26 protein-coding genes are annotated in these 25284 nt (G+C 64.8%); 10 read left to right on the forward strand and 16 right to left on the reverse strand.

Going from position 1 to position 25284, the window contains the following annotated elements:
- Positions 1 to 6: 6 nt before the first annotated feature.
- The 6 genes from glp to QTI04_RS11055 form a co-directional block, all read right to left on the reverse strand.
- Positions 7 to 1323 (reverse strand): gephyrin-like molybdotransferase Glp, encoded by a 1317-nt coding sequence (gene glp / locus QTI04_RS11030; protein WP_286598532.1) that lies wholly within the window; start codon positions 1321 to 1323, stop codon positions 7 to 9.
- A 13-nt stretch (positions 1324 to 1336) separates the two neighbouring features.
- Positions 1337 to 1987 carry a molybdenum cofactor guanylyltransferase MobA gene (gene mobA / locus QTI04_RS11035; RefSeq protein WP_286598531.1) on the reverse strand — a complete coding sequence of 217 codons (651 nt, stop codon included), beginning with the start codon at positions 1985 to 1987 and terminating at the stop codon, positions 1337 to 1339.
- Positions 1984 to 3102 carry a GTP 3',8-cyclase MoaA gene (moaA, locus tag QTI04_RS11040; RefSeq protein ID WP_286598530.1) on the reverse strand — a complete coding sequence of 373 codons (1119 nt, stop codon included), beginning with the start codon at positions 3100 to 3102 and terminating at the stop codon, positions 1984 to 1986. Before moaA ends, mobA begins: the two co-directional genes overlap by 4 nt.
- Before the next feature lie 70 nt (positions 3103 to 3172).
- Positions 3173 to 3934: an SDR family oxidoreductase gene (locus QTI04_RS11045; RefSeq protein WP_286598529.1), complete on the reverse strand. Its 762-nt coding sequence runs from the start codon at positions 3932 to 3934 to the stop codon at positions 3173 to 3175.
- A gap of 32 nt (positions 3935 to 3966) precedes the next feature.
- Positions 3967 to 5400, reverse strand: a complete 1434-nt coding sequence (locus QTI04_RS11050) for an aldehyde dehydrogenase family protein (RefSeq protein ID WP_286615644.1) — start codon at positions 5398 to 5400, stop codon at positions 3967 to 3969.
- A gap of 48 nt (positions 5401 to 5448) precedes the next feature.
- Complete coding sequence (locus QTI04_RS11055) at positions 5449 to 6003, reverse strand: peroxiredoxin (RefSeq protein ID WP_286615645.1); 555 nt, start codon at positions 6001 to 6003, stop codon at positions 5449 to 5451.
- A gap of 117 nt (positions 6004 to 6120) precedes the next feature.
- On the opposite strand from QTI04_RS11055, the gene QTI04_RS11060 reads away from it, so the two are divergent.
- From QTI04_RS11060 to QTI04_RS11075, 4 genes are all read left to right on the forward strand, one after another.
- Positions 6121 to 7698 carry a phospholipase D family protein gene (locus QTI04_RS11060; protein WP_286598525.1) on the forward strand — a complete coding sequence of 526 codons (1578 nt, stop codon included), beginning with the start codon at positions 6121 to 6123 and terminating at the stop codon, positions 7696 to 7698.
- Between the two features lie 64 nt (positions 7699 to 7762).
- Entirely contained in the window at positions 7763 to 8110 is a 348-nt protein-coding gene (locus QTI04_RS11065; protein ID WP_286615647.1) for a hypothetical protein, read from the forward strand.
- The gene (locus tag QTI04_RS11070) at positions 8103 to 8345 is read left to right on the forward strand and encodes a hypothetical protein (protein WP_286598524.1); all 243 of its coding nucleotides are present in this window, start codon (positions 8103 to 8105) and stop codon (positions 8343 to 8345) included. The genes QTI04_RS11065 and QTI04_RS11070 overlap by 8 nt, the downstream gene beginning before the upstream one ends.
- A gap of 231 nt (positions 8346 to 8576) precedes the next feature.
- On the forward strand, positions 8577 to 9143 hold the full coding sequence (locus QTI04_RS11075) for a hypothetical protein (protein WP_286565992.1): 567 nt from the start codon (positions 8577 to 8579) through the stop codon (positions 9141 to 9143).
- Here the strand turns inward: QTI04_RS11075 and QTI04_RS11080 are convergent.
- Together QTI04_RS11080 and QTI04_RS11085 are read right to left on the reverse strand one after the other, a co-directional pair.
- Positions 9130 to 9978, reverse strand: coding sequence for a metal-dependent hydrolase (locus tag QTI04_RS11080; RefSeq protein ID WP_286615648.1), 849 nt, complete (start codon positions 9976 to 9978; stop codon positions 9130 to 9132). The genes QTI04_RS11075 and QTI04_RS11080 overlap by 14 nt on opposite strands.
- A 204-nt stretch (positions 9979 to 10182) precedes the next feature.
- A complete protein-coding gene (locus QTI04_RS11085) occupies positions 10183 to 12711 on the reverse strand; it encodes a sodium-translocating pyrophosphatase (protein WP_286615650.1) in 2529 nt (842 codons plus the stop codon).
- A gap of 258 nt (positions 12712 to 12969) precedes the next feature.
- Here QTI04_RS11085 and ppa point away from each other — a divergent pair, with 258 nt between their 5' ends.
- Positions 12970 to 13497, forward strand: coding sequence for an inorganic diphosphatase (gene ppa / locus QTI04_RS11090; protein WP_286598519.1), 528 nt, complete (start codon positions 12970 to 12972; stop codon positions 13495 to 13497).
- 65 nt (positions 13498 to 13562) lie between these two features.
- Here ppa and QTI04_RS11095 read toward each other — a convergent pair whose 3' ends face one another.
- Both QTI04_RS11095 and QTI04_RS11100 read right to left on the reverse strand, forming a co-directional pair.
- Positions 13563 to 14822, reverse strand: a complete 1260-nt coding sequence (locus tag QTI04_RS11095; RefSeq protein WP_286615651.1) for a GNAT family N-acetyltransferase — start codon at positions 14820 to 14822, stop codon at positions 13563 to 13565.
- Positions 14823 to 14832: 10 nt separating this feature from the next.
- Positions 14833 to 15771 carry a DMT family transporter gene (locus QTI04_RS11100; protein ID WP_286615652.1) on the reverse strand — a complete coding sequence of 313 codons (939 nt, stop codon included), beginning with the start codon at positions 15769 to 15771 and terminating at the stop codon, positions 14833 to 14835.
- Positions 15772 to 15878: 107 nt separating this feature from the next.
- Here QTI04_RS11100 and QTI04_RS11105 point away from each other — a divergent pair, with 107 nt between their 5' ends.
- Both QTI04_RS11105 and QTI04_RS11110 read left to right on the forward strand, forming a co-directional pair.
- Positions 15879 to 17573 carry an NAD+ synthase gene (locus QTI04_RS11105; RefSeq protein WP_286615654.1) on the forward strand — a complete coding sequence of 565 codons (1695 nt, stop codon included), beginning with the start codon at positions 15879 to 15881 and terminating at the stop codon, positions 17571 to 17573.
- The gene (locus QTI04_RS11110; protein WP_286565984.1) at positions 17570 to 17908 is read left to right on the forward strand and encodes a P-II family nitrogen regulator; all 339 of its coding nucleotides are present in this window, start codon (positions 17570 to 17572) and stop codon (positions 17906 to 17908) included. The genes QTI04_RS11105 and QTI04_RS11110 overlap by 4 nt, the downstream gene beginning before the upstream one ends.
- Before the next feature lie 132 nt (positions 17909 to 18040).
- Here the strand turns inward: QTI04_RS11110 and QTI04_RS11115 are convergent, their stop codons facing one another.
- From QTI04_RS11115 to QTI04_RS11140, 6 genes are read right to left on the reverse strand one after another with little or no spacing between them, the layout of a single operon-like run.
- On the reverse strand, positions 18041 to 18631 hold the full coding sequence (locus tag QTI04_RS11115) for a TIGR00730 family Rossman fold protein (RefSeq protein ID WP_286599263.1): 591 nt from the start codon (positions 18629 to 18631) through the stop codon (positions 18041 to 18043).
- Positions 18632 to 18660: 29 nt separating this feature from the next.
- Positions 18661 to 19053: a diacylglycerol kinase gene (locus QTI04_RS11120; RefSeq protein ID WP_286598513.1), complete on the reverse strand. Its 393-nt coding sequence runs from the start codon at positions 19051 to 19053 to the stop codon at positions 18661 to 18663.
- Positions 19050 to 19616, reverse strand: a complete 567-nt coding sequence (locus tag QTI04_RS11125) for an RDD family protein (RefSeq protein WP_286615655.1) — start codon at positions 19614 to 19616, stop codon at positions 19050 to 19052. Before QTI04_RS11125 ends, QTI04_RS11120 begins: the two co-directional genes overlap by 4 nt.
- 19 nt (positions 19617 to 19635) lie before the next feature.
- Positions 19636 to 20421, reverse strand: a complete 786-nt coding sequence (locus tag QTI04_RS11130) for a DUF3106 domain-containing protein (RefSeq protein ID WP_286615656.1) — start codon at positions 20419 to 20421, stop codon at positions 19636 to 19638.
- 53 nt (positions 20422 to 20474) lie between these two features.
- Positions 20475 to 20906: a DUF3619 family protein gene (locus tag QTI04_RS11135; protein ID WP_286598508.1), complete on the reverse strand. Its 432-nt coding sequence runs from the start codon at positions 20904 to 20906 to the stop codon at positions 20475 to 20477.
- Positions 20903 to 21469: an RNA polymerase sigma factor gene (locus QTI04_RS11140; protein ID WP_286598506.1), complete on the reverse strand. Its 567-nt coding sequence runs from the start codon at positions 21467 to 21469 to the stop codon at positions 20903 to 20905. Before QTI04_RS11140 ends, QTI04_RS11135 begins: the two co-directional genes overlap by 4 nt.
- Before the next feature lie 287 nt (positions 21470 to 21756).
- Here QTI04_RS11140 and QTI04_RS11145 point away from each other — a divergent pair, with 287 nt between their 5' ends.
- The 3 genes from QTI04_RS11145 (at position 21757) to ilvC (ending at position 25211) form a co-directional block, all read left to right on the forward strand.
- Positions 21757 to 23532 (forward strand): acetolactate synthase 3 catalytic subunit, encoded by a 1776-nt coding sequence (locus tag QTI04_RS11145; protein ID WP_286598505.1) that lies wholly within the window; start codon positions 21757 to 21759, stop codon positions 23530 to 23532.
- Positions 23533 to 23662: 130 nt separating this feature from the next.
- Positions 23663 to 24154 carry an acetolactate synthase small subunit gene (gene ilvN / locus QTI04_RS11150; RefSeq protein ID WP_068683703.1) on the forward strand — a complete coding sequence of 164 codons (492 nt, stop codon included), beginning with the start codon at positions 23663 to 23665 and terminating at the stop codon, positions 24152 to 24154.
- Positions 24155 to 24194: 40 nt separating this feature from the next.
- Complete coding sequence (gene ilvC, locus QTI04_RS11155; RefSeq protein WP_286598504.1) at positions 24195 to 25211, forward strand: ketol-acid reductoisomerase; 1017 nt, start codon at positions 24195 to 24197, stop codon at positions 25209 to 25211.
- Positions 25212 to 25284 lie beyond the last annotated feature (73 nt).

Below are 25284 nucleotides of genomic sequence, written 5' to 3' on the forward strand. Positions count from 1 at the left end.
ACGACCTTACACCACACCGTCGAACATCATCACGTCGACGGAATCGCCCGCTGCCACGCTGCCTTGTTCGTGGTGCAGCACGACCAGTCCGTTCGCCTCGACCATGGAACTGAGCACGCCGGAACCCTGATTGCCGGCGATGCGCACCATAGGCAACTGCCCCGGCACGGCCTGCACGCGGCCGCGCTGGTATTCGGTGCGGCCGGGCTTCTTGCGGATCGGATCGACGCTCGTGGCGCGCAGCAACGGTGGCGGCGCGGAGCATGTGGCGTTGCAGCCCATCATCCGCAACAGGGCGGGGCGCACGAAGGCGAGGAAGGTGACCATCACCGCAACCGGGTTGCCTGGAAGGCCGAAAAGCACCGCAGGTCCGCGCACATCCCCTTCCGTCGGAATGAGGCCGACGGCCATGGGGCGACCGGGCCGCATGGCGACCCGCCAGAACGCCATGTCGCCGAGCCGCTGCATGACGGCTCGGGTGTGGTCGGCTTCACCGACGCTGACGCCGCCACTGGTGATGATCGCGTCGGCTTCGCTGGCGGCGCGGCGCAGTGCGGATTCGAGCGTTGCCGGGTCGTCGCGCACCAGTCCGAGGTCGATCACCTCGCAACCCAGCCGCGTGAGCAGCCCGAAGACGGTGTAGCGGTTGCTGTCGTACACCGCGCCTTCGCGCGGCACCTCGCCCAGGCTCAGGATCTCGTCTCCAGTGGAGAAGTACGCGACGCGCAGGCGGCGCATCACCGGCACCATCGGCAGCCCGAGGCTGGCGACCATGCCCAGCGCCGCAGGTGAGATGATTTCGCCCCGCTGCAATGCGGGCCTGCCTTGCATCAGGTCTTCGCCAGCGAGCCGCCGGTTGTCGCCGCGGCGCAGTGCTTTGGCGGGGAAACGCACAGCATCGCCTTCGACCTGGCAGAACTCCTGCGGAATGACCGTGTCGAGACCGGCCGGCATCATCGCGCCGGTCATGATCTTCACGGCGTCTCCGGCAGCCAGCGTGCCGCGCCAGGCAGCGCCGGCGAGGGCCGTGCCGACCACGCGCAGGCTCACCGAGGCGTCATCGGCGGCAGGCGCTGCGTCGAGCAAAGAGCCGTCGAATGCAAATCCATCCATCGCCGAGTTGTCGTGCGGGGGAACGCTCACCGGCGAAATGACGTCCTCCGCCAGCACGCGGCCCAGTGCGTCGCGCAGCGCAATGCGTTCGCTTTCGGTGACGATGGCGGGCTCGGCCAGGCGGGCCAGGAAGGCCTGCACGGCATCGACGCCGAGGGCCTTGGGGTCGTAGCCAGCCAATGCGGCGGCGATGTCGGCAATGCGGCTCATGAGAGGGAAGAAATCAGGGGCGCTGGCCTTCGAGCGCGTGGAGTTCGGCCAGGGTGTTCGCGTTGTAGAACGCATCGGGCGCGTCGCCTGGTCGGTCGAAGGGCACCAGCACCGTTCGGTGTTGCGCGGTCCACTTGTCGATCTTGCGGCCACCGCCCTGGGTGAAGCGCACCAGGCTTTCAAGCAGGGTGGCGCTGAGGAGGCAGAACACGGGTTGGGGACGCAGCACGGTCGCGCCGCCGGGTTCGTCGGCGGTTTCCTGCGCGTTGACCATGGCGATCTCGGCGCCGTCAGCCACAAGGGCATCCGCCAGACGGCCGGCAAGGTCGAACGGGAACAGCGGCGTGTCGCACGGCACAGTCAGCAGATAGGGTGTTTCGCAGCGCTCCAGACCGGTCAGGAAGCCTGCGAGCGGGCCCGCATAGTCCGCCAGGCCATCCGGCCAGACCGGTACGCCGAAAGATTCGTAGGCCGACAGGTTGCGGTTGGCGTTGACCATCATCTCGCCGACCTGCATGCCGAGTCGCAGCACTGCATTCAGGGCGAGCGGTGTTCCATTGAAATTCTGCAGGCCTTTGTCGACGCCGCCCATGCGCGAACCGCGCCCGCCGGCGAGCACGAGCCCGGTGATGTCGCTGGCGGCGATGGCGTGCGACGCGCTCATCCGCCGATGTAGCTCATTTCGACGCGGCGCGGTGCGCCTGCATCGGTATCGGGCTCGCGCAATGCGCGAAGCTCGGAATATCGGTCGGAGCGCCCCTGCCAGACATGGCCGATCTCGGTCGTGATCTGCGCATCGTCGGCACCGCCGCGCAGCAGCGGACGCAGGTCATGGCCCATGCTGGCGAAGAGGCAGAGATAGAGCTTGCCCTCCGTCGACAGGCGCGCCCTGCTGCAGTCGTGGCAGAAGGCCTGGGTCACGCTGCTGATCACCCCGATCTCGCCGCCACCGTCCGCATAGGCCCAGCGCTGCGCCGTTTCGCCGGGCGCGCTGGCCTCGAGCGGCGAGAGCGGGAATTCCCCGGCGATTCGACGAATCACCTCGGCCGACGGCAGCACTTCGTCCATGCGCCAGCCATTGGTCGCGCCGACGTCCATGTATTCGATGAAGCGCAGCACCACGCCCGTGCCGCGAAAGTGCCGCGCCATCGGGAGGATTTCCTGCTCGTTCGTGCCGCGCTTGACGACCATGTTGACCTTGATCGGGCCGAGCCCGGCAGCGTGCGCGGCCTCGATGCCCGCGAGCACTTCGGCCACCGGGAAGTCGACGTCGTTCATGCTGCGGAACACGGTGTCGTCCAGGCCATCGAGGCTGACGGTCACGCGCTGCAGACCGGCGGCCTTGAGTGCAGCGGCCTTGCGTTTGAGAAGTGACCCATTGGTGGTCAGCGTGAGGTCCAGCGGCTGGCCGTCAGGCGTGCGCAGCGCGGCGAGTTGTTCGATCAGGACCTCGAGGTTCTTGCGCAACAGCGGTTCGCCGCCAGTGAGGCGGATCTTGCGCACGCCGTGCGACGCAAAAATGCGCGCAAGGCGCGTGATTTCCTCGAAGCTCAGCAACGCGCTGTGGGGCAGGTACTCGTAGTCCTTGTCGAAGACTTCCTTGGGCATGCAATAGCTGCAGCGGAAGTTGCACCGGTCGGTCACGCTGATGCGCAAGTCGGTCAGCGGGCGGGCCAGCCGGTCGAGCAATGCGCCGGTGGCCGGAACCACGCTTGCAGCCGACGGCGTCGTGCGACGGACGCGGCCGATCTCGGAGACAGGGACGACATGCTTGGTCATGGGGTGGAGCAATTTAACCCATCGCCCGCTCGGACGACCATTCGGGGTTACATGACCACGGCAGCGTCAGCTACACGCAGCGCGCGCCGTCGACCTCGATGCAGACGCCGCTGATGAACGACGCCTCGTCGCTCGCGAGGTAGAGGGCCGCGTTGGCAACGTCGAGCGCGGTCGAGAAACGGCCCAACGGAATGGTGGCGCGGAACTTGGCCTTGCGTTCCTCGGTGACCGGCCCGCCGGCAAATTCGGCAGCGAGCCCGGTGTCGGGGTTGAAGACCGGGTTGATGCAGTTCACGCGAATGTTGTCTGGCCCGAGTTCGGCGGCGAGCGACTTGCTGGTGGTGATCACCGCGCCCTTCGAGCCGTTGTACCAGGTGAGCCCAGGGCGCGGACGCACGCCGGCGGTCGATGCGATGTTGATGAACGATCCGCCGCCATTGGCGCGGAATGCCGGCACAGCATGGATGGTCGACAGGTAGATGCTCTTCACGTTGACCGAATAGCAGCGATCGAATTCGTCCTCGCTCACTTCGAGCGCCGGCCGGTTGCGGTGCGTCCAGCCGGCGTTGTTGACCATCACGTCGAGCTTGCCGTGGCGCTCGATCGCGGCATCGACCAGTGCCTTGACCTCGGCCGACTTCGTGACGTCGGCTGCGAAGAAGGAGGCACGGCCGCCGGCGCGCAGGATCGCCTCGACCACCTGTTCGCCGAGCGCCGTGTTGATGTCGTTCACGACCACTTGCGCGCCCTCGGCCGCCAGCCGCTTCGCGATGCCTTCGCCGATGCCGCCGCCGGCACCGGTCACGATGATGGATTTGTCCTTGACTCGCATTGATTGTCTCCGTTTGAATGTGATGTGTCTGGTCAGCCGTGCTTGATGGCGACCGTCTTGAGTGTGGTGAACCCGTAGAGCGCCTCGAAGCCCTTTTCGCGGCCATAGCCCGAGGACTTGACGCCGCCGAAGGGCAGTTCGACGCCGCCGCCCGCGCCGTAGTTGTTGATGAACACCTGGCCACTCTTCACGCGCTTGGCCATGCGGAACTGGCGCGCGCCGTCGCTCGTCCAAATGCCGGCGACGAGGCCGAATTGCGTGGCGTTGGCGAGCTCTACCGCCTCGTCCTCGTCGCAGAACGACATCGCGGCCAGGACGGGGCCAAACACTTCCTCCTGTGCAAGGCGGTGGTCCACCGGCACGTCGCGCAGCAGCGTGGGCGCCTGGTAGAAGCCGGTTTCGGGCGCTTCGTCGACCACCACGCCGGTCGCCACCATCGGAATGCCGGCGACCTGGGCGTCGGACAGGAAGTCCCACACGCGCTGCTGCTGCGTCTGGCGGATGAGCGGACCGACGTCCAGGTCCATCGCCGCGGGGCCGACACGCAGCGCCTCGAAGGCATGGCCGAGGCGTTCGAGCAGCGGCTCGTAAATGCTCTGCTCGATCAGCACGCGCGAGCCGGCGGAGCAGGTCTGTCCGGCGTTCTGCACGATCGCGTTGATCAGCACGGGGATGGCGGCACCGAGGTCGGCATCCGCAAAGACGATTTGCGGGCTCTTGCCGCCAAGTTCGAGCGTGACGGGGCAATGTCGCTCGGCCGCGACCTGCTGGATCAGCGTGCCGACCTTGGGACTGCCGGTGAAGCTGATGTGGTCGATGCCCTCGTGCCGGGCGAGTGAGTCGCCGACTTCATGGCCGTAGCCGGTCACGATGTTGAGCGCGCCGGGCGGAAAGCCGACCTCTGCCGCCAATTGCGCCACGCGGATCAGCGAGAGGCAGGCGTCTTCCGATGGCTTGACCACGCACACGTTGCCCGCAGCCAGCGCGCCGCCCACGCTGCGCCCGAAGATCTGCATCGGGTAGTTCCACGGAATGATGTGGCCGGTGACGCCGTGCGGCTCGCGCCAGGTGAAGACGCTGTAGCCGTCCTGGTAGGGAATGGTCTCGCCATGCAGCTTGTCGCAGGCCCCGGCATAGAACTCGAAGTACCGTACCAGTGCCAGCGCATCGGCACGGGCCTGCTTGACGGGCTTGCCGCAGTCGCGCTGCTCGATGAGGGCGAGTTCGTCGGTGTGCTCGGCGATCTTCTGCGAGAGCCGGTACAGCAGCCGGCCGCGATCGGCCGCGCTGACCTTGTGCCAGGTCGTCTCGAAGCAGTGGCGCGCGGCGCGCACGGCGGCATCGATGTCGGCGGCATTGCTGCGTTGCAGCTCGTCGAAGGTCTGACCGTCGGATGGGTCGATCACCGGCAGCGTGCGGCCGGACGAGGAGGCAACGCTTTCGTTGCCGATGTAGTTGAGTTGCATGGGGGAAATCTTAGCGACCTCCCGCCACGTTGCCGGGACGATCGGGGCTTAACGCGTCGCGGTTGTCTTCGACAAGGCGCGGATCGCGTTCAGCATGCGCTCCACGTGCTTGTCCGGGTTCAGGTTCTGATAGAAGTACGCGACGTTGCCATTGGGCGCGATCACGTAAGAGAGCCGGTTGGCGAAATCGGGCCGCGTCTGCATCACCGCGTCGAAGCCCTGTATGACCGTCTTGGACTGGTCGGACGCCACGGGGAAGCGGCTTTGGCACGCCTTGACCGAGAACTTGGCGAGCGTGTCGATGTCGTCTGCGGAAACGCCGATGACCGTGGCGCCCAGTGCGGTGAACTGGTCGATCGCCTCCGCGAAGGCGTGCGCCTCGATGGAGCAGTCATTGGAATCCGCCGCGGGAAAAAAGTACACGACCACTGGACCCTTGGCGAGTGCGTCGGCGAGCGAATAGCGGAAGGTCTTGCCGCCGAGCGCCGCCGTGGCCGTGAACTTCGGCACCGGGTCGCCGATGTCGAGCGCGGCGAGGGCGGGTGTCGCCATGGCCGCTGCCCATGCAAGCACGGTCGCGCGCGCGAAGATCGATAGCATCATGATGTAACCCCGGGTGACGGCGATTCGAATTCTAGGACTGGAGGTCGCACCGGGCGCGGGCCAAACCAAATCGTCGTCGTGCGCGTATATCAATCTGATCAACGAGGGGAACACCAGATGAAACCAGTCGCGACCCGTCTGGTGCGATGGGTGCTGATGCTTGCCGCGATCGCGTTGCTGGGCGCCTGCGGTTCGCTTCCGGTGGCGCCCGAGCGGCCGGTCGAAGTCGCGACACGGCCCGACGCGGCGACCCGGCTGGCGAAGATCGTGGCCGACTCAACGCCGCCGGGTGAGCATTCCGGCTTTCGCCTGATGCCGCTGGGCGTGTATTCGCTCGATGCACGCATCCAGTTGGCGAAGCGAGCGCAGGTATCGCTGGTCGTCCAGTACTACCAGCTCGAGAACGATGCCACCGGAAGGCTGCTGATGCGCGCACTGCGCGAGGCTGCGGCGCGCGGTGTGAGGGTGCGTCTGCTGGTGGACGACCTCTATACCGCCAAGAGCCAGCAGCCGCTGCTCGCTCTCGCGCAGACGCCGAATGTGGAGGTTCGGCTCTTCAACCCCTTCTGTTGTGGGCGTGATGGCTTCGTGTCGCGCTTCGCTGCGTCGCCGCATGAGATCGCACGGCTCAACCACCGCATGCACAACAAGCTTTTCATCGCTGACGGCGCGATGGCCGTGGTGGGCGGCCGCAACATTGCGGACGAGTATTTCGTGCTCAGCGAGGCGCAGAACTTCATCGACATGGATGCGCTGGTGGTCGGCAAGGTGGTGAGGGAGCTCGAACTGATCTTCGACGCCTACTGGAACGCCGAGCAGGTGTGGCCGATCCAGGAGATCGTGAGAGGCGAGGGCGGTCGAAAGCCCGGGCCGGAAGACTTCGACAACTGGATCGGGATGAGTTCGATGCCACCGAAGATCGAGCTGCCGCCCTCCGACATCCTCGGCTATGGTCCGATCAGCGAAGAGCTGGACGCCGGGCGCATGGGGCTGCTGTGGGGCGAGGCGCATGCCGTCGCTGATCCGCCGAGCAAGCCCAAGTACATGACTGCGGACGAGGCGCTGTCCACCAGCGTCACCATGAAAGTCTGGGAGCTGCTGCTCGACGCAAAAAAAGAGGTGGACCTGACGTCGCCCTACCTGGTGCCGGGCGAGAAGGGGATGGCCGCCTTCGACGATCTTTCCCGGCGCAAGGTGAAGCTGACGCTGCTCACCAATTCGCTGGCCGCCAACGACGAGCCGCTGGTGCATACCGGCTACGTACGCTATCGCCAGCGGTTGCTCCTCAGCGGCGCGGACCTCTACGAATTGAGCCCAGCGCGGACCACGGCCAACGAGCGTTTCGGCTCCTTTGGCACCTCGCTCGGCCGCCTGCATGCCAAGACGGCGGCCATCGACCGGCAGCGCATCTTCATCGGGTCGATGAACCTGGATCCGCGCTCGGCGACGCAGAACACCGAAATGGGCGTGGTGGTCGACAGCCCGCAGCTCGCGCGGGAAATGCTCCGGGTGATCAACATCAGCAAGTTGCAGAACTCTTACCGCCTGCGCCTCTCAAAGGAAACCGGCGCGGTCGAATGGCTTAGCACCGACGGAGAGAAGGAGATCATCCTGACGGTCGAGCCGGAGTCGGGCTTCTTTTTGCGCTTCTACAACAAGCTGATTGCGCCGATCGTTCCTGAAATGCTGTTGTAATCCCCGGTTGGTGCAACTGCGTGCTTCCCCTTGCAATTGACCTTCATCGCCCCACATGCTGCCCATGAACGCTACTCAAACCCCTGCGCACAAGACAGACCTCGCTGTGACGCATGTGCTCGCCCAGCTCCTCGAGCGGCTCGAACACAGCGCCGTGCCGATGGGCGCCGAGCAATATCGCTCCGTCGTGATGCACCTGGTGGAGGAATTTCGCGATGTCGAGCCGGGCGCCCAACTCGGCCAATTGCTGGATGCCTATCCCGCCGCCGCGGAGGTGTACGAAAACATGAATTACCAATTTGCCGGGCTCTGCCGCTCGGCGCTGGATACGTCTTTGTCGGCCGAATTGGCTGCCAAGTCCGCGATTGAACGCGCCATGCGTGGCGCAGGACCGGAAGCCGACCATGAGTAAAGCCGAGGTCAAGACGGCCGTTGTGGCGGACGGCCTCCGTTACAAGGCCAAGGCGCCGGGATCACCGTTTCGCGCCTCGGCATCGTTCAGCGGGGCGACGATGTCCTGCTTCATGTGCGGCAAGCACCGCGTGCGATCGCAGATGCGGACGCGGCAGCTACTGGGCAAGTCGCAAACGGTCTGCGCGCCGACCTGCAAGGCGCTCGACGAATTGGTCGAAGCCGGGGGGGCCTGACCCCGTTCGGCGTCGCCGAATTGGCGGCGCGAAGCGCACCTGGAGCGCCGGATTTAGTACTTCGTACCGCCTACCCATTCTGCGGAATTCGATCTACAGTTGGAAACAATTGATGCGAATAATTGCGTCAATACCAAAGTTCTAATTCACGGTCGATTCAATGATCCGAATTCATTCGTCAACCCTTCAAAGCCCGGGGCTCCGTCGATTGCTCGCCAAAGGACGGCCCCTGTGAGCCCGCAACGTCACGTCATCATGCAGGTCGTCAAGCGCTCGGGCGGCGCGACGCACCATGTCGAGTTCTGCATGGACGACAACTTTGCCGAGCGCCTGCGGCAACTGCGTTCGCTGGTGCCTCCGCTCAATGCCCTCAACAAGCAACGAGATCTCGTCATCGACAAGGTGCGCGTCCGGATGCCCACGGCCGTCTGGCGCTGTGGCGGCGACATCGACAGTTCGGTGGAAGGCTCGTGCATCGTCATTGCCGCCGAAGGCTTTTTCAATTGCGGGGCCAAGGACCGCAAGACGAAGGAAAAGCTGGTCACCTATACCTTCCCGATTTCGCGCCTGATCGAGTTGCATATGGAGCGGCCGGCCGGCGAGACCTTCTACATCCGCGACGGCATATTTACCAACGACGAGCCTGCCGAATCGGCTGCCGGACGCTGGGTCGCGTCGCTGCACGAACTGGAAGAGATGCGCGTGCCCGAGGCACCGTCCGACTTCGACACGCTCCAGGGCGTACCCCTGCGCACCGAGCAGGGCGCACTGCCGACGCACGGCATCAGCCTGAACTGAGCGCGACGCTCGTGGGCGGCGCGTCCACGCGCACGAACCGCGATGTGTTTTCAGCCAGCCAGCGCCGGGACACGGCGCTGTCTTGTTGCGAGGGGTGAAAGTCCCGCCGCAGATAGCGCCACCAGGTGGCCCAGCTTTCCCGTAGCAAGCCGCCACGGCCCAGCAGCAAGCGGGCCCCGCTGCGCCATGTCGAGAGCTTCCACAACACGCCTTCCTTGCGCAGGTTGGCGGTCGTCTGCCTGAACAGATCGCCCAGGAAGATCAGCGTGACCCGGCGGAACCAGCGGACGCGCCATTCGTGCGAGCCGCCGATCGCCTGGTAGACGTCGAAGGCCGTGTTCTTGTGTTCGAGTTCTTCGGCGCTGTGCCAGAGCCACATGGTCTTCAGCCGCGGTTCGGCACCGTCCAGCAACTGGGGATGTGACAGCAGCCATTCGGCGAACATGGCGGTGAAGTGTTCCGTTGCGGCGGTGATGGCGACGGCGTGACGCGGGTCTGCATCGGCCAGAGCTTGCATGCGCTGCGTGGCACGGGGCGTCCAGCCGTCTTCCAGCCCCTGCTTGTCCAGATGCGCGTTGAAGAGGGCGTGAATCCGGCGATGCGTCGCTTCCTGTCCGATGAAACCGCGCACTTCCGCCTGATGCTTCTCCCGCACCTCGGCACTCGTGTTCTGAAGCGCGCGGCGCACGGCGTCGATGAAAAATTGCTCGCCGAAGGGAAAGCTCATCGACAGCGCGTTGAAGAAAGCGGTGGCGAAGGCATCGCCGCCACACCAGTCGCGCGCAAAGGGCGGCTGAAGATCGATCAGCAGGCGGCGTACGACGAGGTCGGTCATGGGAGTTGCCAAATAGTCGAAGGTGTGTATTTTCGGATTGTGCCTCTGGTTGCGCTGCGTTGGTGATCAATCTGGTCCACGAAAAAAAGCCGCAAGCGGGCTTGCGGCCATGAAGCGGTAGTGCAGCGCGCGGCTAGGCCGGCTTCACATCTGTGGGGGGTCGTAGAAGAACTCCTGCGCAAGGGTTGCCGCGGCAGGCATGCCCTATTGGACTTTCACTTCCACCCGGCGGGCTTCCGCGGGCGGTCCGCCAGCCGTCGTCTCCGCGGGCTTGGCCAGTTCGACCTTGTCGTCCGGCACGCCGGCCAGTTTGAGCGCCGCGCCGACCGCCATCGCGCGCTGCTTGGCGAGTTCGGCGTTTTTCGCGGGGTCGCCGGAGGCGTCGTGAAAGCCGCTCACCAGCACGCGATTGCCGCTTTGCACGGCCTTCACGATGTCGACCAGCGCCTCGCTGGAGCCCGCAGGGACTTCAGCGCTGCTGGTGGCGAAGTAGAGCTTGACGACGCCACCCTCGGTCTTGATCGAGGGTCCCGAGTCGGCAGCCGCCACCGGCACTGCGGCGGGCGTAGCCGCTGCGGGTGCCGGCGGGACGACAGCCGGGGCTGCGGGTGCAGCCGGTGCGGTCGCGGGGGGCGGTGCGGCGTGCGGTGCCATCGCGCCTGCGTCGCCAGCGTGGAACTTGACCACCAGGGGCACGATCAGCAGCGCCACGATGTTGATGATCTTGATCAGCGGGTTCACCGCGGGGCCTGCCGTGTCCTTGTAGGGGTCGCCGACGGTGTCGCCGGTGACGGCCGCCTTGTGCGCCTCGGAGCCCTTGCCGCCGTGATGGCCGTCTTCGATGTACTTCTTGGCGTTGTCCCACGCGCCGCCGCCCGTGCACATGGAGATCGCCACGAACAGGCCTGTGACGATGGTGCCCATCAGCAGGCCGCCCAGAGCCTTGGGGCCCAGCAGCAGGCCGACCAGGATCGGAACCACCACGGGCAGCAGCGACGGGATCATCATTTCCTTGATCGCCGCGCCGGTCAGCATGCTCACGGCACGGCCGTACTCGGGCTTGCCGGTGCCTTCCATGATCCCCGGGATCTCGCGGAACTGGCGGCGAACTTCCTCCACCACCGAACCGGCTGCGCGACCTACGGCTTCCATCGCCATTGCGCCGAAGAGGTAGGGGATCAGGCCGCCGATGAAGAGGCCCACGATCACCATCGGATCGCTCAGGTTGAAGCTGATGTTGAGCCCGAAGCTCTCGAGCTTGTGCGTGTAGTCGGCGAAGAGCACCAGCGCCGCCAGCCCGGCCGAGCCGATGGCATAGCCCTTGGTGACGGCCTTGGTGGTATTGCCGACGGCGTCGAGCGGGTCGGTGATGTCGCGCACGCTGGCCGGCAGTTCCGACATCTCGGCGATGCCGCCGGCGTTGTCGGTGATGGGGCCGTAGGCGTCGAGCGCGACCACGATGCCGGCCATGCTCAGCATCGCCGTAGCCGCCACGGCAATGCCGTAGAGGCCCCCCAGCATGTACGAGGCCATGATCGCGATGCAAACGCAGATCACCGGCCAGGCCGTGGAACGCATCGACACGCCCAGGCCCGCAATGATGTTGGTGCCATGGCCCGTGGTCGAGGCCTGCGCAATGTGACGCACCGGTGAGTATTGCGTGCCCGTATAGAACTCCGTGATCCACACCAGCGCCGCCGTCAGCGCAAGACCGACGAAGCAGGCGCCGAACAACTTCAGCTGGCTGCCGGAAGGAGCAATGGCATTGTCGGGAATCAGCCAACTGGTCACGAACCAGAACGCGATCAGCGACAGGATGCCCGCCACGGCGAGGCCCTTGTAGAGCGCCGGCATCACGTTGACCATGCCTGGCGAAGCCTTGACGAAGAAGCAGCCGATGATCGACGCGATGATCGACACGCCGCCGAGTGCCAGCGGATACAGCACCGCATTCACCGGCGCCGCGGCCACCATCAGTGCGCCGAGCACCATGGTCGCGATCAGCGTCACCGCATAGGTCTCGAACAAGTCGGCGGCCATGCCGGCGCAGTCGCCGACGTTGTCGCCCACGTTATCGGCGATCACGGCCGGATTGCGCGGATCGTCCTCGGGGATGCCCGCTTCGACCTTGCCCACGAGGTCGGCGCCGACGTCGGCGCCCTTGGTGAAGATGCCGCCGCCCAGTCGCGCGAAGATCGAGATCAGCGACGAGCCGAAGGCAAAGCCGATCAGCGGATTGAGCAGCGTCGCCAGGTTCTTGTCCGGCGTCAGGTTGCCATTGCCCACGAGGAACCAGTAGAAGCCCGACACGCCCAGAAGGCCCAGCCCGACCACCAGCATGCCGGTGATGGCGCCGCCACGGAAGGCCACGTCCAGCGCCGGGCCGATGCCTTGGGTCGCGGCCTGCGCCGTGCGCACATTGGCCCGGACCGACACGTTCATGCCGATGAACCCGCAAGCGCCCGACAGCACTGCGCCGATGATGAAGCCCACCGCGGTGGTCACGTCCAGGAAGACGCCGATCAGGATGGCCAGCACCACGCCAACGATCGCGATGGTGCGGTACTGCTTCGCGAGGTAGGCCGCGGCGCCGGTCTGGATGGCCGCTGCGATCTCCTGCATTCGGGCGTTGCCCGGGTCTTTCGAAAGAATCCAGCTGCGCGCCCAGAAACCATAGGCTACGGCCACGAGGCCGCAGACGATGGCGAGGACGAGAGGGGTGTTGCCAGTCATGCCTTTGCTTCTCCAGTAGTTCGACGTAACTTGTGGAGACGAAAGCCGGACCTGTGCGCAACGCGTACGGGTCAGTGCTTCCGCCGCGTTGCTTCCTCGAAGCCCCGATGCCGTGGAGGCATGGGACCGATTGGCCAACGCGGCCAATTTACAGGCAAAACTCGCGTTCTGTGCGACTGTGGCGTGACATGGAAAGTAAACTTCGGGTTTGTCCGCATCCGGCGTACAACACTTTCAACTACTCCAAAGACACGCACCATGTCCCTCGGCAAAGTTTCCCCCGGCAAAGACGCCCCCGACGCCTTCAATGTCATCATCGAAATCCCGATGAACGCTGATCCGATCAAGTACGAAGTCGACAAGGAATCGGGCGCGATCTTCGTCGACCGCTTCATGACCACGGCGATGCACTACCCGACCAACTATGGCTATGTGCCGCAGACCCTGTCGGGCGACGGTGACCCGGTCGACGTGCTGGTGATCACGCCCTGGGCGCTGGTGCCCGGCGTGGTGGTGCCGTGCCGGCCCATCGGCATCCTGATGATGGAAGACGAAGCCGGCATCGACGGCAAGGTGCTCGCCGTGCCGACCGACAAGGTGCTGCCCATCTACAGCCACTGGAAGAAGGTCGAGGACGTGAACCCGATGCGCCTGAAGGCCATCACGCACTTCTTCGAGCACTACAAGGATCTCGAAGCCGGCAAGTGGGTCAAGGTGCTGGGCTGGGAAGGCATCGACGCTGCCAAGAAGGAAATCATGGACGGCATCGCGAACTTCAAGAAGTAAGCTCCAGATCCGGAAATTTGCAAGGCGCCTCGCGGCATGTGTCGCGAGGCGCTTTTCGTTGGGGATCAATCCGCTGTGCGGAACGGGCTGCGCTCGCCGAGGTGGTCCATGTAGTTCTCGATGCCTGCGCCTTCGCGTTCGAGAAAGCGCTCCACCGCGTCAGCGAACGCGGGGTGAGCCAGCCAGTGCGCGCTGGTGGTCATGACGGGCATCAGTGCGCGCGCCATCTTGTGTTCGCCTTGCGCACCGCCCTCGAAGCGCTCTACGCCGTGTTCGATGCACCACTGCAGCGGTTGGTAGTAGCAGGCCTCGAAGTGCAGGCAATCGACGCGTTCGAGCGCCCCCCAGTAGCGTCCGTAGGCCACGAGCGGTCGCTCGGACGCATCGTCGCCGCCCCGGCCTGCGGAGAGCGCGATCAGGCTGGCCGCGATCGGCTTGCCACCGCGCTCCGCGATGAAAAGCAGCCACGCCTCGGGCATGCTGGCCGCCATGCGATGGAAGAAATCGCGGTTCAGGTAGGGCGGGTTGCCGTGCTCGCGGTAGGTGCGGGCATAGCAACGATAGAAAAGGTCCCAGTCGGCATCGCTGATGTCGGTGCCGCGAAACCAGCGGAAGCTCACGCCGGCATCGCGGACTTTGCGGCGCTCCTGGCGGATCTTCTTGCGCTTGTCGTGCGACAGGCTGGCGAGGAAGGCGTCGAAGTCCGTCCATCGTCCGGTTTCGCCGCCGGGCCGCCCCAAGGCGAAACGCGCCCCCTCGGGGGGCAGCGAGGACACGTCAGTGCCGAGCGCGGGGGCGATGTTGGTCCAGTGGAACTGCACGGTGTGGCGCAGCATCAGGCCGGCTTCCGAACAGGCCGCGATGTCCTCGTCCGCGCCGAAGAGCAGATGCAGCGACGACACCTCCGACTCCTTGCACCACGCAACCAATGCTTGTGCCAGAAGGGTGCGGCTCGCTTCATCGCGCGCAAGCAGGCGTGCACCTGGCACGGGCGTGAATGGCACGGCGACGACGGCCTTGGGGTAGTAGGTCAGTCCGTGCTGCTCGTAGGCATTGGCCCAGGCCCAGTCGAACACGTACTCCCCGTACGAATGGTCCTTGATATAGAGCGGGCAGGCAGCGTTGAGCTGGTTGCCTTCCCAGAGGGTGATGAACTGCGGCGTCCAACCGCTGGCCGGCGACGCGCTACGGCTGGCGTCCAGCGCGTCGAGGTACGCGTGGCGCATGAAAGGGGAGCGCGCCGGTTGCAGCGCCAGCAGTCCGTCCCAAGCGGCGGCGTCGATCTCCGACGCCGCGCTGTGAATGCGAATGACAGTATCGGTCAATGGAGTCTCGTCAACGCTTGCGGGCCCCGAGGCTTTCGGCGATGTAGATCCCGCCCAGCACGAGGGCCAAAGCTACCGCGTGGTAGGTCGACAGCGGCTCGCCAAGGACCAGGACAGCCAGCACGGGCCCGAAGATCGGAACCAGATTGAGGAACACGCCGGCCCGCGCGGGCCCGATCAGCCCCACTGCGTGGATGAATGTGACTTGCGAGATGAACGACGGCAACAGGCCGATGAAGAGCACCAGTGCGACGCCCTTGGCCGTCGGCATGAAGAACTGTCCCATGGCAATCTCGGCTGCCACCAGCGGCAGCGAAACGATGCAAGCGACCGCAGCTGTGGCCGCAAAGAAGACGATGGCCGGAACGGCCGGCCTCCTGCGCAGTCCGAGGGCGTAGCCGGCGTACAGCAGGCAAGCGATGATCATCCACACATCGCCGACGTTGAACGCCAGTTGCGCCAGCATGGCGAGTTGCCCGCGCGATGCGACGACCGCGATCCCGGCGAGCGTCAGCATCACGCCCACGACCTGCAGGCCGGTGATTCGGCTGCCGAAGAAGAAAAAGCTGCCCACCAGCACGAGCACCGGAATGGTGCCCTGGATGATCGCGATGTTGATCGCCGTCGTGTGATGCGCCGCCGCGTAGAAGAGGGCGTTGAAGCCGGTGAAGCCGAGTGCGCCCATGAGCGTGATGGAGCGCCACGACGGCAACAGAGAGCGCCAGTGAGAGGCGATCTCCTGGCGTGACGTGAGCGCGAGCGCCACGCAGCAGACGATCCAGCGCAAGAACGTCAGCATCATCGGCGAGACCTCGCCCACAGCGAGACGCGCGGCCACCGCGTTGGCGCCCCACGTCAACGTGGTGAACACGAGCAGCACGTAGGCCTGGCTCTGTGGCCGCGGAACGAATGAGTCGAAGAAGCTGGCGAGAGAAGAACCTGTGCGCATCGCCCGGCGAGGGTAACAGCCCCCACGAAGGCGTGTGCGTGGCGGGTTACGCGGCCTGTCTCGCAAGGGCCGATGACATAATCGACCAGCCCTTTTCTTGCTTCGATATGACACTGAAACTCGCGATCGCGCAGCTCAATTTCGTGGTGGGTGACCTCACCGGCAATGCGCGGAAGATCGTCGACGCGGCGCGATCCGCCCACGCGCAAGGGGCCCGCTTGCTGCTCACGCCCGAACTCTCGATCTGCGGCTACGCGGCGGAGGACATGTTCCTTCGGCCAGCATTCGTGTCGGCCTGCGACGATGCGGTCACGGCCGTCGCGACGGAGCTGGCGGATCTCGACGGCATGGTGGTTGTCGTCGGCCATCCCACGGGTGGAAGCCTTCGCGGCAAGTCGGTCGCAGTGCAATTGCGGCACAACGCCGCCAGCGTACTCAGCGAGGGCCGCATTCTCGGCACTTATGCCAAGCGCGAACTGCCGAACTACCAAGTCTTCGACGAACGCCGCTATTTCACGCCCGGCGACAGTGTCTGCGTGTTCGAGGCGGGCGGGGTGTCTGTCGGCTTGCTGATCTGCGAGGACGCCTGGTTCGACGAACCGGCGCAGCTCGCGAAGGACGCCGGCGCCGAAGTGCTGGCGGTCATCAATGCGTCGCCGTTCCACGTCGGCAAGGAAGGCGAGCGAGTGATGCGCATGGCGGACCGCGCCAAGGCAGTGGGCCTGCCGCTGGTCTATGCGCACCTGGTGGGGGGGCAGGACGAAGTCGTGTTCGACGGTGCCTCGTTTGCGCTCCAGTCTGATGGCAGCACTGCGCTGCAGGCGGAAAGCTTCAAGGAGAAGCTGGTCTTCGCCCAGATGGAGCGTACCGACGGTCGCGGCCGCTTCGTGCGCGACGAGGCTGCCGCGGCACCTCCGCGCGAAGCCGAAGCCCAACTCTGGGATGCCTTGGTTCTGGGCGTTCGCGACTACATCGGAAAGAACGGCTTCCCTGGCGCGATCCTGGGCCTGTCGGGCGGCATCGACTCCGCACTGGTGCTGGCGATCGCCGTCGACGCACTGGGCAAGGACAAGGTGCGCGCGGTGATGATGCCGTCGCCCTACACGGCCGATATCAGCTGCATCGATGCACGCGAGATGGCCCGGCGGCTTGGCGTGCGCTACGACGAAATCTCGATCAAGCACACCTTCGAGTCCTTCCTGGGTGCGCTCGCTGACGACTTCAAGGACCTGCCCGAGGACACCGCCGAGGAAAACCTCCAGGCGCGTATTCGAGGCACGCTGCTGATGGCCTTGTCCAACAAGTTCGGCTCCATCGTGCTGACCACTGGCAACAAGAGTGAGATGGCGACCGGCTATTGCACGCTGTACGGCGACATGGCGGGCGGATTCGCAGTCATCAAGGACTTGCTGAAGACGACCGTGTTCGCGCTCGCGCGCTGGCGCAATGCCCACGATCCGTACGGCACCGGCTCGGAGCCGATCCCCGAGCGGATCATCACGCGCCCTCCGAGCGCCGAACTGCGCCCGGACCAGACCGATCAGGACAGCCTTCCGCCCTACGAGATCCTTGACGGGATCCTGGCACGCTACATGGAAGACGACGAAGGAATCGACGAGATCATCGCGGCGGGCTATGAGCGCCCCATCGTCGAGCGCGTGGCCCGACTGATCAAGATCAACGAGTACAAAAGACGCCAGGCGCCGGTGGGAATCCGGGTCACCCACCGGAGCTTTGGCAAGGATTGGCGCTACCCTATCACCAGCATGTTCAACGAAACCGCCGGAAGAAAGACCGTATGAAGCAAATCACCGCCATCCTCAAACCGTTCAAGCTCGATGATGTGCGCGAGGCCCTTGCTGAGGTCGGCGTCACCGGACTCACCGTGACCGAGGTCAAGGGTTTCGGCCGGCAGAAGGGGCACACCGAGCTCTACCGGGGCGCCGAGTATGTGGTCGATTTCCTGCCGAAGATGAAGGTGGAAGTTGTCGTCAACGAGGCGGACGTCGACCGCTGCGTCGATGCCATCGTCAGCGCGGCGCGCACCGGCAAGATCGGCGACGGCAAGATCTTCGTAACCAATGTGGAGCGCGTCGTACGCATCCGCACGGGTGAAGAGGACGAAGCGGCTGTATAGGCTCGCCCCCAAGGCTGCGCGCACTGCGTGTCGCTTCGCCTACCCCCTGGCGGGGGCGGGCCGGCCGCTTCGGACGGCCGGGCGCGGCGGCCCCCCGCTGAAGAGGGGGCGCTGCGCTATTTTTTGGTCCTGCTAAAGGACTTCTGCCAGTTTGTCGCCGCGGGGGTGGCGGCGGGACTCTTCGACGAGGGCTTCGAGGAGGGCGGTGGCGTCGTTGCCTGTGCGGACCAGGTCCATTTGCCATTCGCCCATGAAGCCTTCGCGCACGCTGTGCGACAGGAAGGCCAGGAGGGCGTCGTAGTAGCCGTCGACGTTCAGGATGCCTACCGGCTTGTCGTGATAGCCAAGCTGACGCCAGGTCCAGATTTCGAACAGTTCTTCGAGCGTGCCGATGCCGCCGGGCAGGGCGATGAAGGCGTCGGCGCGCTCGCCCATCATGGCCTTGCGCTCATGCATGGTGTCGACGACATGAAGTTCGTCGCTTTGGCGGTTGGCGAGTTCCTTGTCGACCAGGGCCTTGGGGATGATGCCGACGACGCGCCCGCCTGCCGCGCGAGTGGCCTGGGCGACAGTGCCCATCAAGCCGGTGCGGCCACCGCCATAGACCAACTGGCCGCCGCGTTCGCCGATCCAACTGCCGACGGCCTGGGCCACTTCCGTGAATTCAGGCCGCTCACCGGGCCGGGAGCCGCAATACACACAAATTGAGAATGAGGGAGTCATGCCCCAATCATGCCGCGCCCGGACGTCGTCTACGTGGCGAAGCGTTGCCATAGCGCCGCGATCCAGATGCCGCTGCAAAGCACGAGGGAAAGCAGCACGGCGGCGCTGCCTAGGTCCTTGGCGGTCTTGGAGAACGAATGCCACTCCGGGCCGATGCGGTCGATGGCGGCTTCGATGGCGCTGTTGAGCAGTTCGACGATCAGCACCAGGACCACGGTCGACACGAGGATCGCGACTTCGACCCAGCTCCGACCGATCCAGAAGGCCGAAGGCAGCATGACGATGGCGCAGACCACCTCCTGCCGGAACGCGGCTTCGCGCCAGCCCGCGCGAAAGCCATCGACCGAAATGAGCGTCGCATGCCAGACACGGGCCAAGCCGCGCCGCGACTTCTGCGGGTTGACGGGATTGGCGTCGCTCATCGCCTGCTGAGCGGCTTGGAGGCGATCAGGCGTGTGCCCGCCCAGGCGTCATGCCAGAACTGGCGTTCCGGGTGAAACCGCGCGAGGAGGGCCCATACCACAACCCACCCGACGACCAGTAACAAGGCTTCTGCGCCTGACAGCTTGAACGGCGAAATGGCGGCGAGTGGCGGCAGGAACCAGACCCAACTCAGCAGATAGCGCACCAGAGCTCGGCCTTGCGTGAGCGGGCGGCCGAAGTGGTCGACCACCCGGATGCCCCAAGTCTTCATGGCCAACGTCTGTCCCTTGGACCAGAACCACACGAAGTACACGCCGAAGACGACGAACAGGAAGCCCTGCAGCAGGTGCCGCCGTGAATCCATCGCGTCGCGCATCTGGCCGAGGGTGCTGAACAGCCAGCCAGCGACGAACACTACCGCGAAAAGCAGCATGCCCTCGTACAGCCAGCATGCCATTCGTCGCCATAGGCCGGGCGTAGTGAGCCGTGCAGGGGCGGAGAGGGAGACGTCGTCGGAAGCCGGGCGCTCGGAGGCAGGCCTGCTGGAGGAACTTGGGGTCATCGACACCTTGAAACCAGGATCACGGCGCGGAAGACGGCTGCTCGGTCACGCGCACGGGTGGAGCGACCGGGGCCGGCACTTCGGCGGTCGGCGTGGAGGCGGGCGGTGAAGGCACCTGCGCCTCCGCGCTGACTGGCGGAAAAGCGGGAGCCGGCGCTGGCGACGGAACGAGTGGTCGCGTGGATGCCAAAGGGGCTGTCGCAGCCGGAGGAGTCAGTTGAATCCGCGGCGTGTGCTGGCCCTCTGGGCCGATGGCGGGAATCGGTGCCAGCTTCTGGGCCGGCACAGGACGGACGGTGGGCGCTGCGCCCGGCGTCGTCGAGGTCGTGGCGCGCGCTGCGAGCTTGCCCTTTTCTTCGTCGCTCAGCGCTTGGTAGGCCTCCCACTTCGCCTTGCGCTCGTCCACCGGGACCTGCTTGACGTCGGCGAAATTGAGCCGGGCCTGCGCGCGCTGCTGGTTGCTCAGGCTCGCCCACTCGGTCATCCGGCTGTGAAGGATCTCCTGGTCCGCTTCTGGCAACTTGGCGTAGTCGCGCGAAATCACCAGCCATTTGCGTTTGTGCGGTTCTGTCAGATCGTCCCAAACCGGGGCGAGGGGTTCGAGCGCCCGTTGCTGGCGAGTAGTCAGGTCGCGCCACAGGGGTTTGGCGACTGTCTGCTTGGCCGGCGCCTGCGTCGCCTGCGCGACGGAGGTTCCGGGCTTGGCCGATTGCGCCCTCGCGGACGCCGCAAGGAAACCCGCATCCGCAAGCAGCAAGCCCGCGACCAGCCACGCGCCGGTGGTCCAGGGGCGCGGCCGAGCCAAGCCGAGCGCTTCAGCGCGAGGAAGGGGATGTGGGGACATTCGGTAGCGGACGATCAACGTTCGGACGTTGCTTCCGTCTTCAGGAACTGGGCAAAGCCCGGGTCGGTATAGGCCGCGGGCGGCAGATCGTCTGTCAGCAGCGCGGAGTCGACCTCGGCGAGCTCGTTGGCGCGGTTGTCCTCCTGCAGCACGCTGATGGCCATCAGCCCAGCCACCAGGGCGATCAGCGGGACGACCGAGCCGATGCGCGTCCACCACCAGCCGGCACCACCCAGCGTTGCCGTGCGGCCGTTCGACACCACTGCAGGGGCGATGCGAAGCTGCGGAACCGCCTTGCGACGCGCTACGGCCTGCACCCGGGCAGCCCGCAGGCGCTCGCTGACCTCGTGCGACAACTCGAGGTTGCCGGCTGAGAGGCGGCTGGCGACACGGCGGCCGAATTGCTCTTCGAGCGCATCGGAGGGGGCAGAAAGCGTTCTATTCATAGCGAAATTCCCTTGGCCTTAAGCGCTTTGCTCAAGGCATGAACGGCGCGCGAGCAATGGGTCTTGACGCTCCCTTCGGAGCAACCCATTGCGGCGGCCGTTTCGGCGACGTCCATTTCTTCCCAGTAACGCATCAGAAAGGCCTCGCGTTGACGACCCGGCAAGGCGGCGATTTGTTCCTCGATCTCGTGGAACACTTGGGCGCGCCGCGTGGTGTCCTCGGCGCTTTCGGTTTCGCGCGTGTCCATGGGGAGCTGGACGTGTTCGAGCAGGTCGAAATCACCGTCATCGTCCACTGCCTCGAAGTCGCTCAGGTTCGAGAAGAGAGCCCTGCGAGTTTTTTGGCGGCGGAACCAATCGAGGGTCGAATTCGAGAGAATCCGCTGGAACAGGAGCGGCAATTCGCTGGCCGGCTTGTCGCCATAGTGCTCGGCGAGTTTCATCATGCTGTCCTGCACGATGTCGAGCGCCGCCTCTTCGTCCCGCACGTGGTAGACGGAGCGCTTGAAAGCACGCCGTTCAACGCTCTTCAGGAAGTCGGAAAGTTCTTGTTCAGTGGCCAAGCGAGTCTGGCGCCGGGGAGGCGCCGCGTGGGGGATATGTCTCTCAGGGACGTTGGAGTTTTCGCCGCCGCGGATTATGCCTTTGTGCATGCATCGGCCCTTGGCGGGTTGGCGAACCTCGATCCAGTGTCATAATCCGCCTTGCAAGTCAAAAGGCAAACGGGTCACGGTCCGGTGGTATGACAAATCCGCCCATGGTTGTGGCCTCAAGTCCTGACGCGGCTTCAAAAGAGCTGGCGAAGGGGCACCCAAGGTTTTTCGTTCCCGAAAATCGCAAAAGGTTGATCATGGAAATCTCAAAGGCGGAACTCGCTTCCGCAGCAGCCGTCACTGGCAGTCAAACGCAAGAACTCATGGGCGCCGAAGTGCTGGTCAAGGCACTGCAGGCCGAAGGCGTCCAGTACGTCTGGGGCTACCCGGGCGGCGCGGTTCTCTACATCTACGACGCGTTCTACAAGCAGGACACCATCCAGCACGTGCTGGTACGTCACGAGCAAGCCGCCGTGCATGCTGCCGACGGCTATGCGCGCGCCACCGGCGAGGTTGGCGTGGCGCTGGTCACTTCCGGCCCCGGCCTGACCAATGCGGTGACCGGCATCGCGACCGCGTACATGGACAGCATCCCGATGGTGATCATCTCGGGTCAGGTGCCGACGGCGGCGATCGGGCTCGACGCCTTCCAGGAATGCGACACGGTCGGCATCACGCGTCCGATCGTCAAGCACAACTTCCTCGTCAAGGATCCGAAGGATCTGGCCATGACGATGAAGAAGGCCTTCCACATCGCACGCAGCGGCCGTCCGGGCCCGGTGGTCGTGGATGTGCCGAAAGACGTCTCGTTCAAGAAGGTCACGTACAGCGGTTATCCCGAGAAAGTCGAGATGCGCTCGTACAACCCGGTGCGCAAGGGACACGGGGGTCAGATCCGCAAGGCGCTTCAGCTCCTGCTGACAGCCAAGCGTCCCTACATCTATACCGGCGGCGGCGTGCTGCTCGGCAACGCCACGAATGAGCTGCGCACCTTGGTCGACATGTTGGGCTACCCGGTCACCAACACTCTGATGGGGTTGGGCGCCTACCCGGCGAGCGACCGCAAGTTCCTCGGCATGCTCGGCATGCACGGCACCATCGAGGCCAACAACGCCATGCAGAACTGCGACGTGCTGTTGGCGGTGGGCGCGCGATTCGATGACCGCGTGATCGGCAATCCCAAGCACTTCGCGCAGAACGAACGCAAGATCATTCACGTCGACATCGACCCGTCCAGCATCTCCAAGCGTGTGAAGGTCGACATCCCGATCGTGGGCGACGTGAAGGACGTGCTGACCGAACTGATCTCGATGATCCGGGAAAGCACCACGCGTCCCGACGCGGGCGCGCTTTCCAGTTGGTGGGACACCATTGAAGGCTGGCGCAGCAAGGATTGCCTCAAGTACGACCGCGGCAACAAGGACGTGATCAAGCCGCAGTACGTGGTCGAAACCCTCTGGAACATGACCAAGGACACCGATACCTACATCACGTCGGACGTCGGCCAACACCAGATGTGGGCCGCGCAGTACTACCGCTTCGACGAGCCGCGTCGCTGGATCAATTCGGGCGGCCTGGGCACCATGGGCGTCGGCATCCCCTATGCGATGGGTATCAAGCTCGCGAAGCCCGAGTCGGAGGTTTTCTGCATCACGGGTGAAGGTTCTGTGCAAATGTGCATCCAGGAGTTGTCGACCTGCCTGCAGTACAACACGCCGATCAAGATCTGCTCGCTGAACAACCGCTATCTCGGCATGGTCCGGCAGTGGCAGGAGATCGAGTATTCGGGCCGCTACAGCCACAGCTACATGGACGCGCTGCCCAACTTCGTGAAGCTCGCCGAGGCCTATGGCCATGTCGGCATGCTGATCGAGCGCCCGCAGGACGTGGAGCCGGCGCTGCGCGAGGCGCGCAAGCTCAAGGACCGCACGGTGTTCATGGATTTCCGTACCGACCCTACCGAGAACGTGTTCCCGATGGTCAAGGCCGGCATGGGCATCACCGAAATGCTGCTGGGTTCCGAGGACCTTTGATCAGACGAATAGCCGGACCGTTCAGCGGACCGGCGCCTTGTTCAACCTACTTCTGACGAATCTATTGCCCGCCAAGCCCGCGCATTACCGTGCGCGGGGGAGGGCGGCGAAAAGAGGAGTCATGCTTGCCATGAAACACATCATTGCCGTGCTGCTCGAGAACGAGCCCGGTGCACTTTCCCGCGTCGTGGGCCTGTTCTCGGCCCGCGGATACAACATCGAATCGCTGACAGTCGCTCCCACCGAGGATGCGAGCCTGTCGCGCATGACCATTGTCACGGCGGGTTCCGACGACGTGATCGAGCAGATCACCAAGCATCTGAACCGCCTGATCGAGGTCGTCAAGGTCGTCGACCTGACCGAAGGCGCCTACACCGAGCGCGAGCTCATGATGGTGAAGGTGCGCGCAGTCGGCAAGGAGCGCGAGGAAATGATGCGCATGGCCGAGATCTTCCGCGGCCGCATCATCGACGTGACCGACAAGAGCTACACCATCGAGCTCACTGGCGACCACGGCAAGAACGACGCGTTTCTCGAAGCCATCGATCGCGGCGCGATCCTCGAGACCGTCCGTACCGGCGCCAGCGGCATCGGCCGCGGCGAGCGCATCCTGCGCGTTTGAATCCACTGTCCACATCCACCGAATCAACGAAGGAGAAATCATGAAGGTCTATTACGACAAGGACGCCGATCTGAGCCTGATCAAGGGCAAGACCGTTGCAATCATCGGCTACGGCAGCCAGGGCCATGCACACGCGCAAAACCTGAACGACAGCGGCGTGAAGGTTGTCGTCGGCCTGCGCAAGGGTGGTGCTTCCTGGCCCAAGGTCGAGAAGGCCGGACTCAAGGTGGCAGAAGTGGCTGACGCCGTGAAGGCGGCCGATGTCGTCATGATCCTGCTGCCCGACGAGCAGATCGCCAGCGTCTACAAGAATGACGTGGCGCCGAACATCAAGGAAGGCGCTTCGCTCGTCTTCGCACACGGCTTCAACGTGCACTACGGTTTCGTACAGCCGCGCGCCGACCTCGACGTGTGGATGGTCGCTCCCAAGGCGCCGGGCCACACGGTGCGAAACACCTACACGCAGGGTGGCGGCGTGCCGCACCTGATCGCCGTGCATGCCGACAAGAGCGGCAAGGCGCGCGACCTGGCGCTGTCGTACGCCACGGCCAACGGCGGCGGCAAGGCCGGCATCATCGAGACCAACTTCCGCGAAGAAACCGAAACCGACCTGTTCGGCGAACAAGCCGTGCTGTGCGGCGGTACCGTCGAGCTGATCAAGGCTGGCTTCGAGACGCTGGTGGAAGCTGGCTACGCCCCCGAGATGGCGTACTTCGAATGCCTGCACGAACTGAAGCTGATCGTCGACCTGATCTATGAAGGCGGTATCGCCAACATGAACTACTCGATCTCGAACAACGCCGAGTACGGCGAGTACGTGACCGGCCCACGCATCGTGACGGATGAAACCAAGAAGGTCATGAAGCAAGTCCTGAAGGACATCCAGACCGGCGAATACGCCAAGAGCTTCGTGCTGGAAAACGCGGGCGGTGCGCCCACGTTGATCAGCCGCCGTCGCCTGAACGCCGAGCACCAGATCGAAGTGGTGGGCGAGAAGCTGCGCGCGATGATGCCCTGGATCAAGAAGAACAAGCTGGTCGACCAGACCCGCAACTGATCGGACTTGTCCGCCATGACAAGGGCCACCCGTTGCGGTGGCCCTTTTCTTTCTGGGCGCGAGAGCGCCTGAA

It is taken from the genome of Variovorax sp. J22R115 (assembly GCF_030317005.1).
Lineage (GTDB): Bacteria > Pseudomonadota > Gammaproteobacteria > Burkholderiales > Burkholderiaceae_C > Variovorax.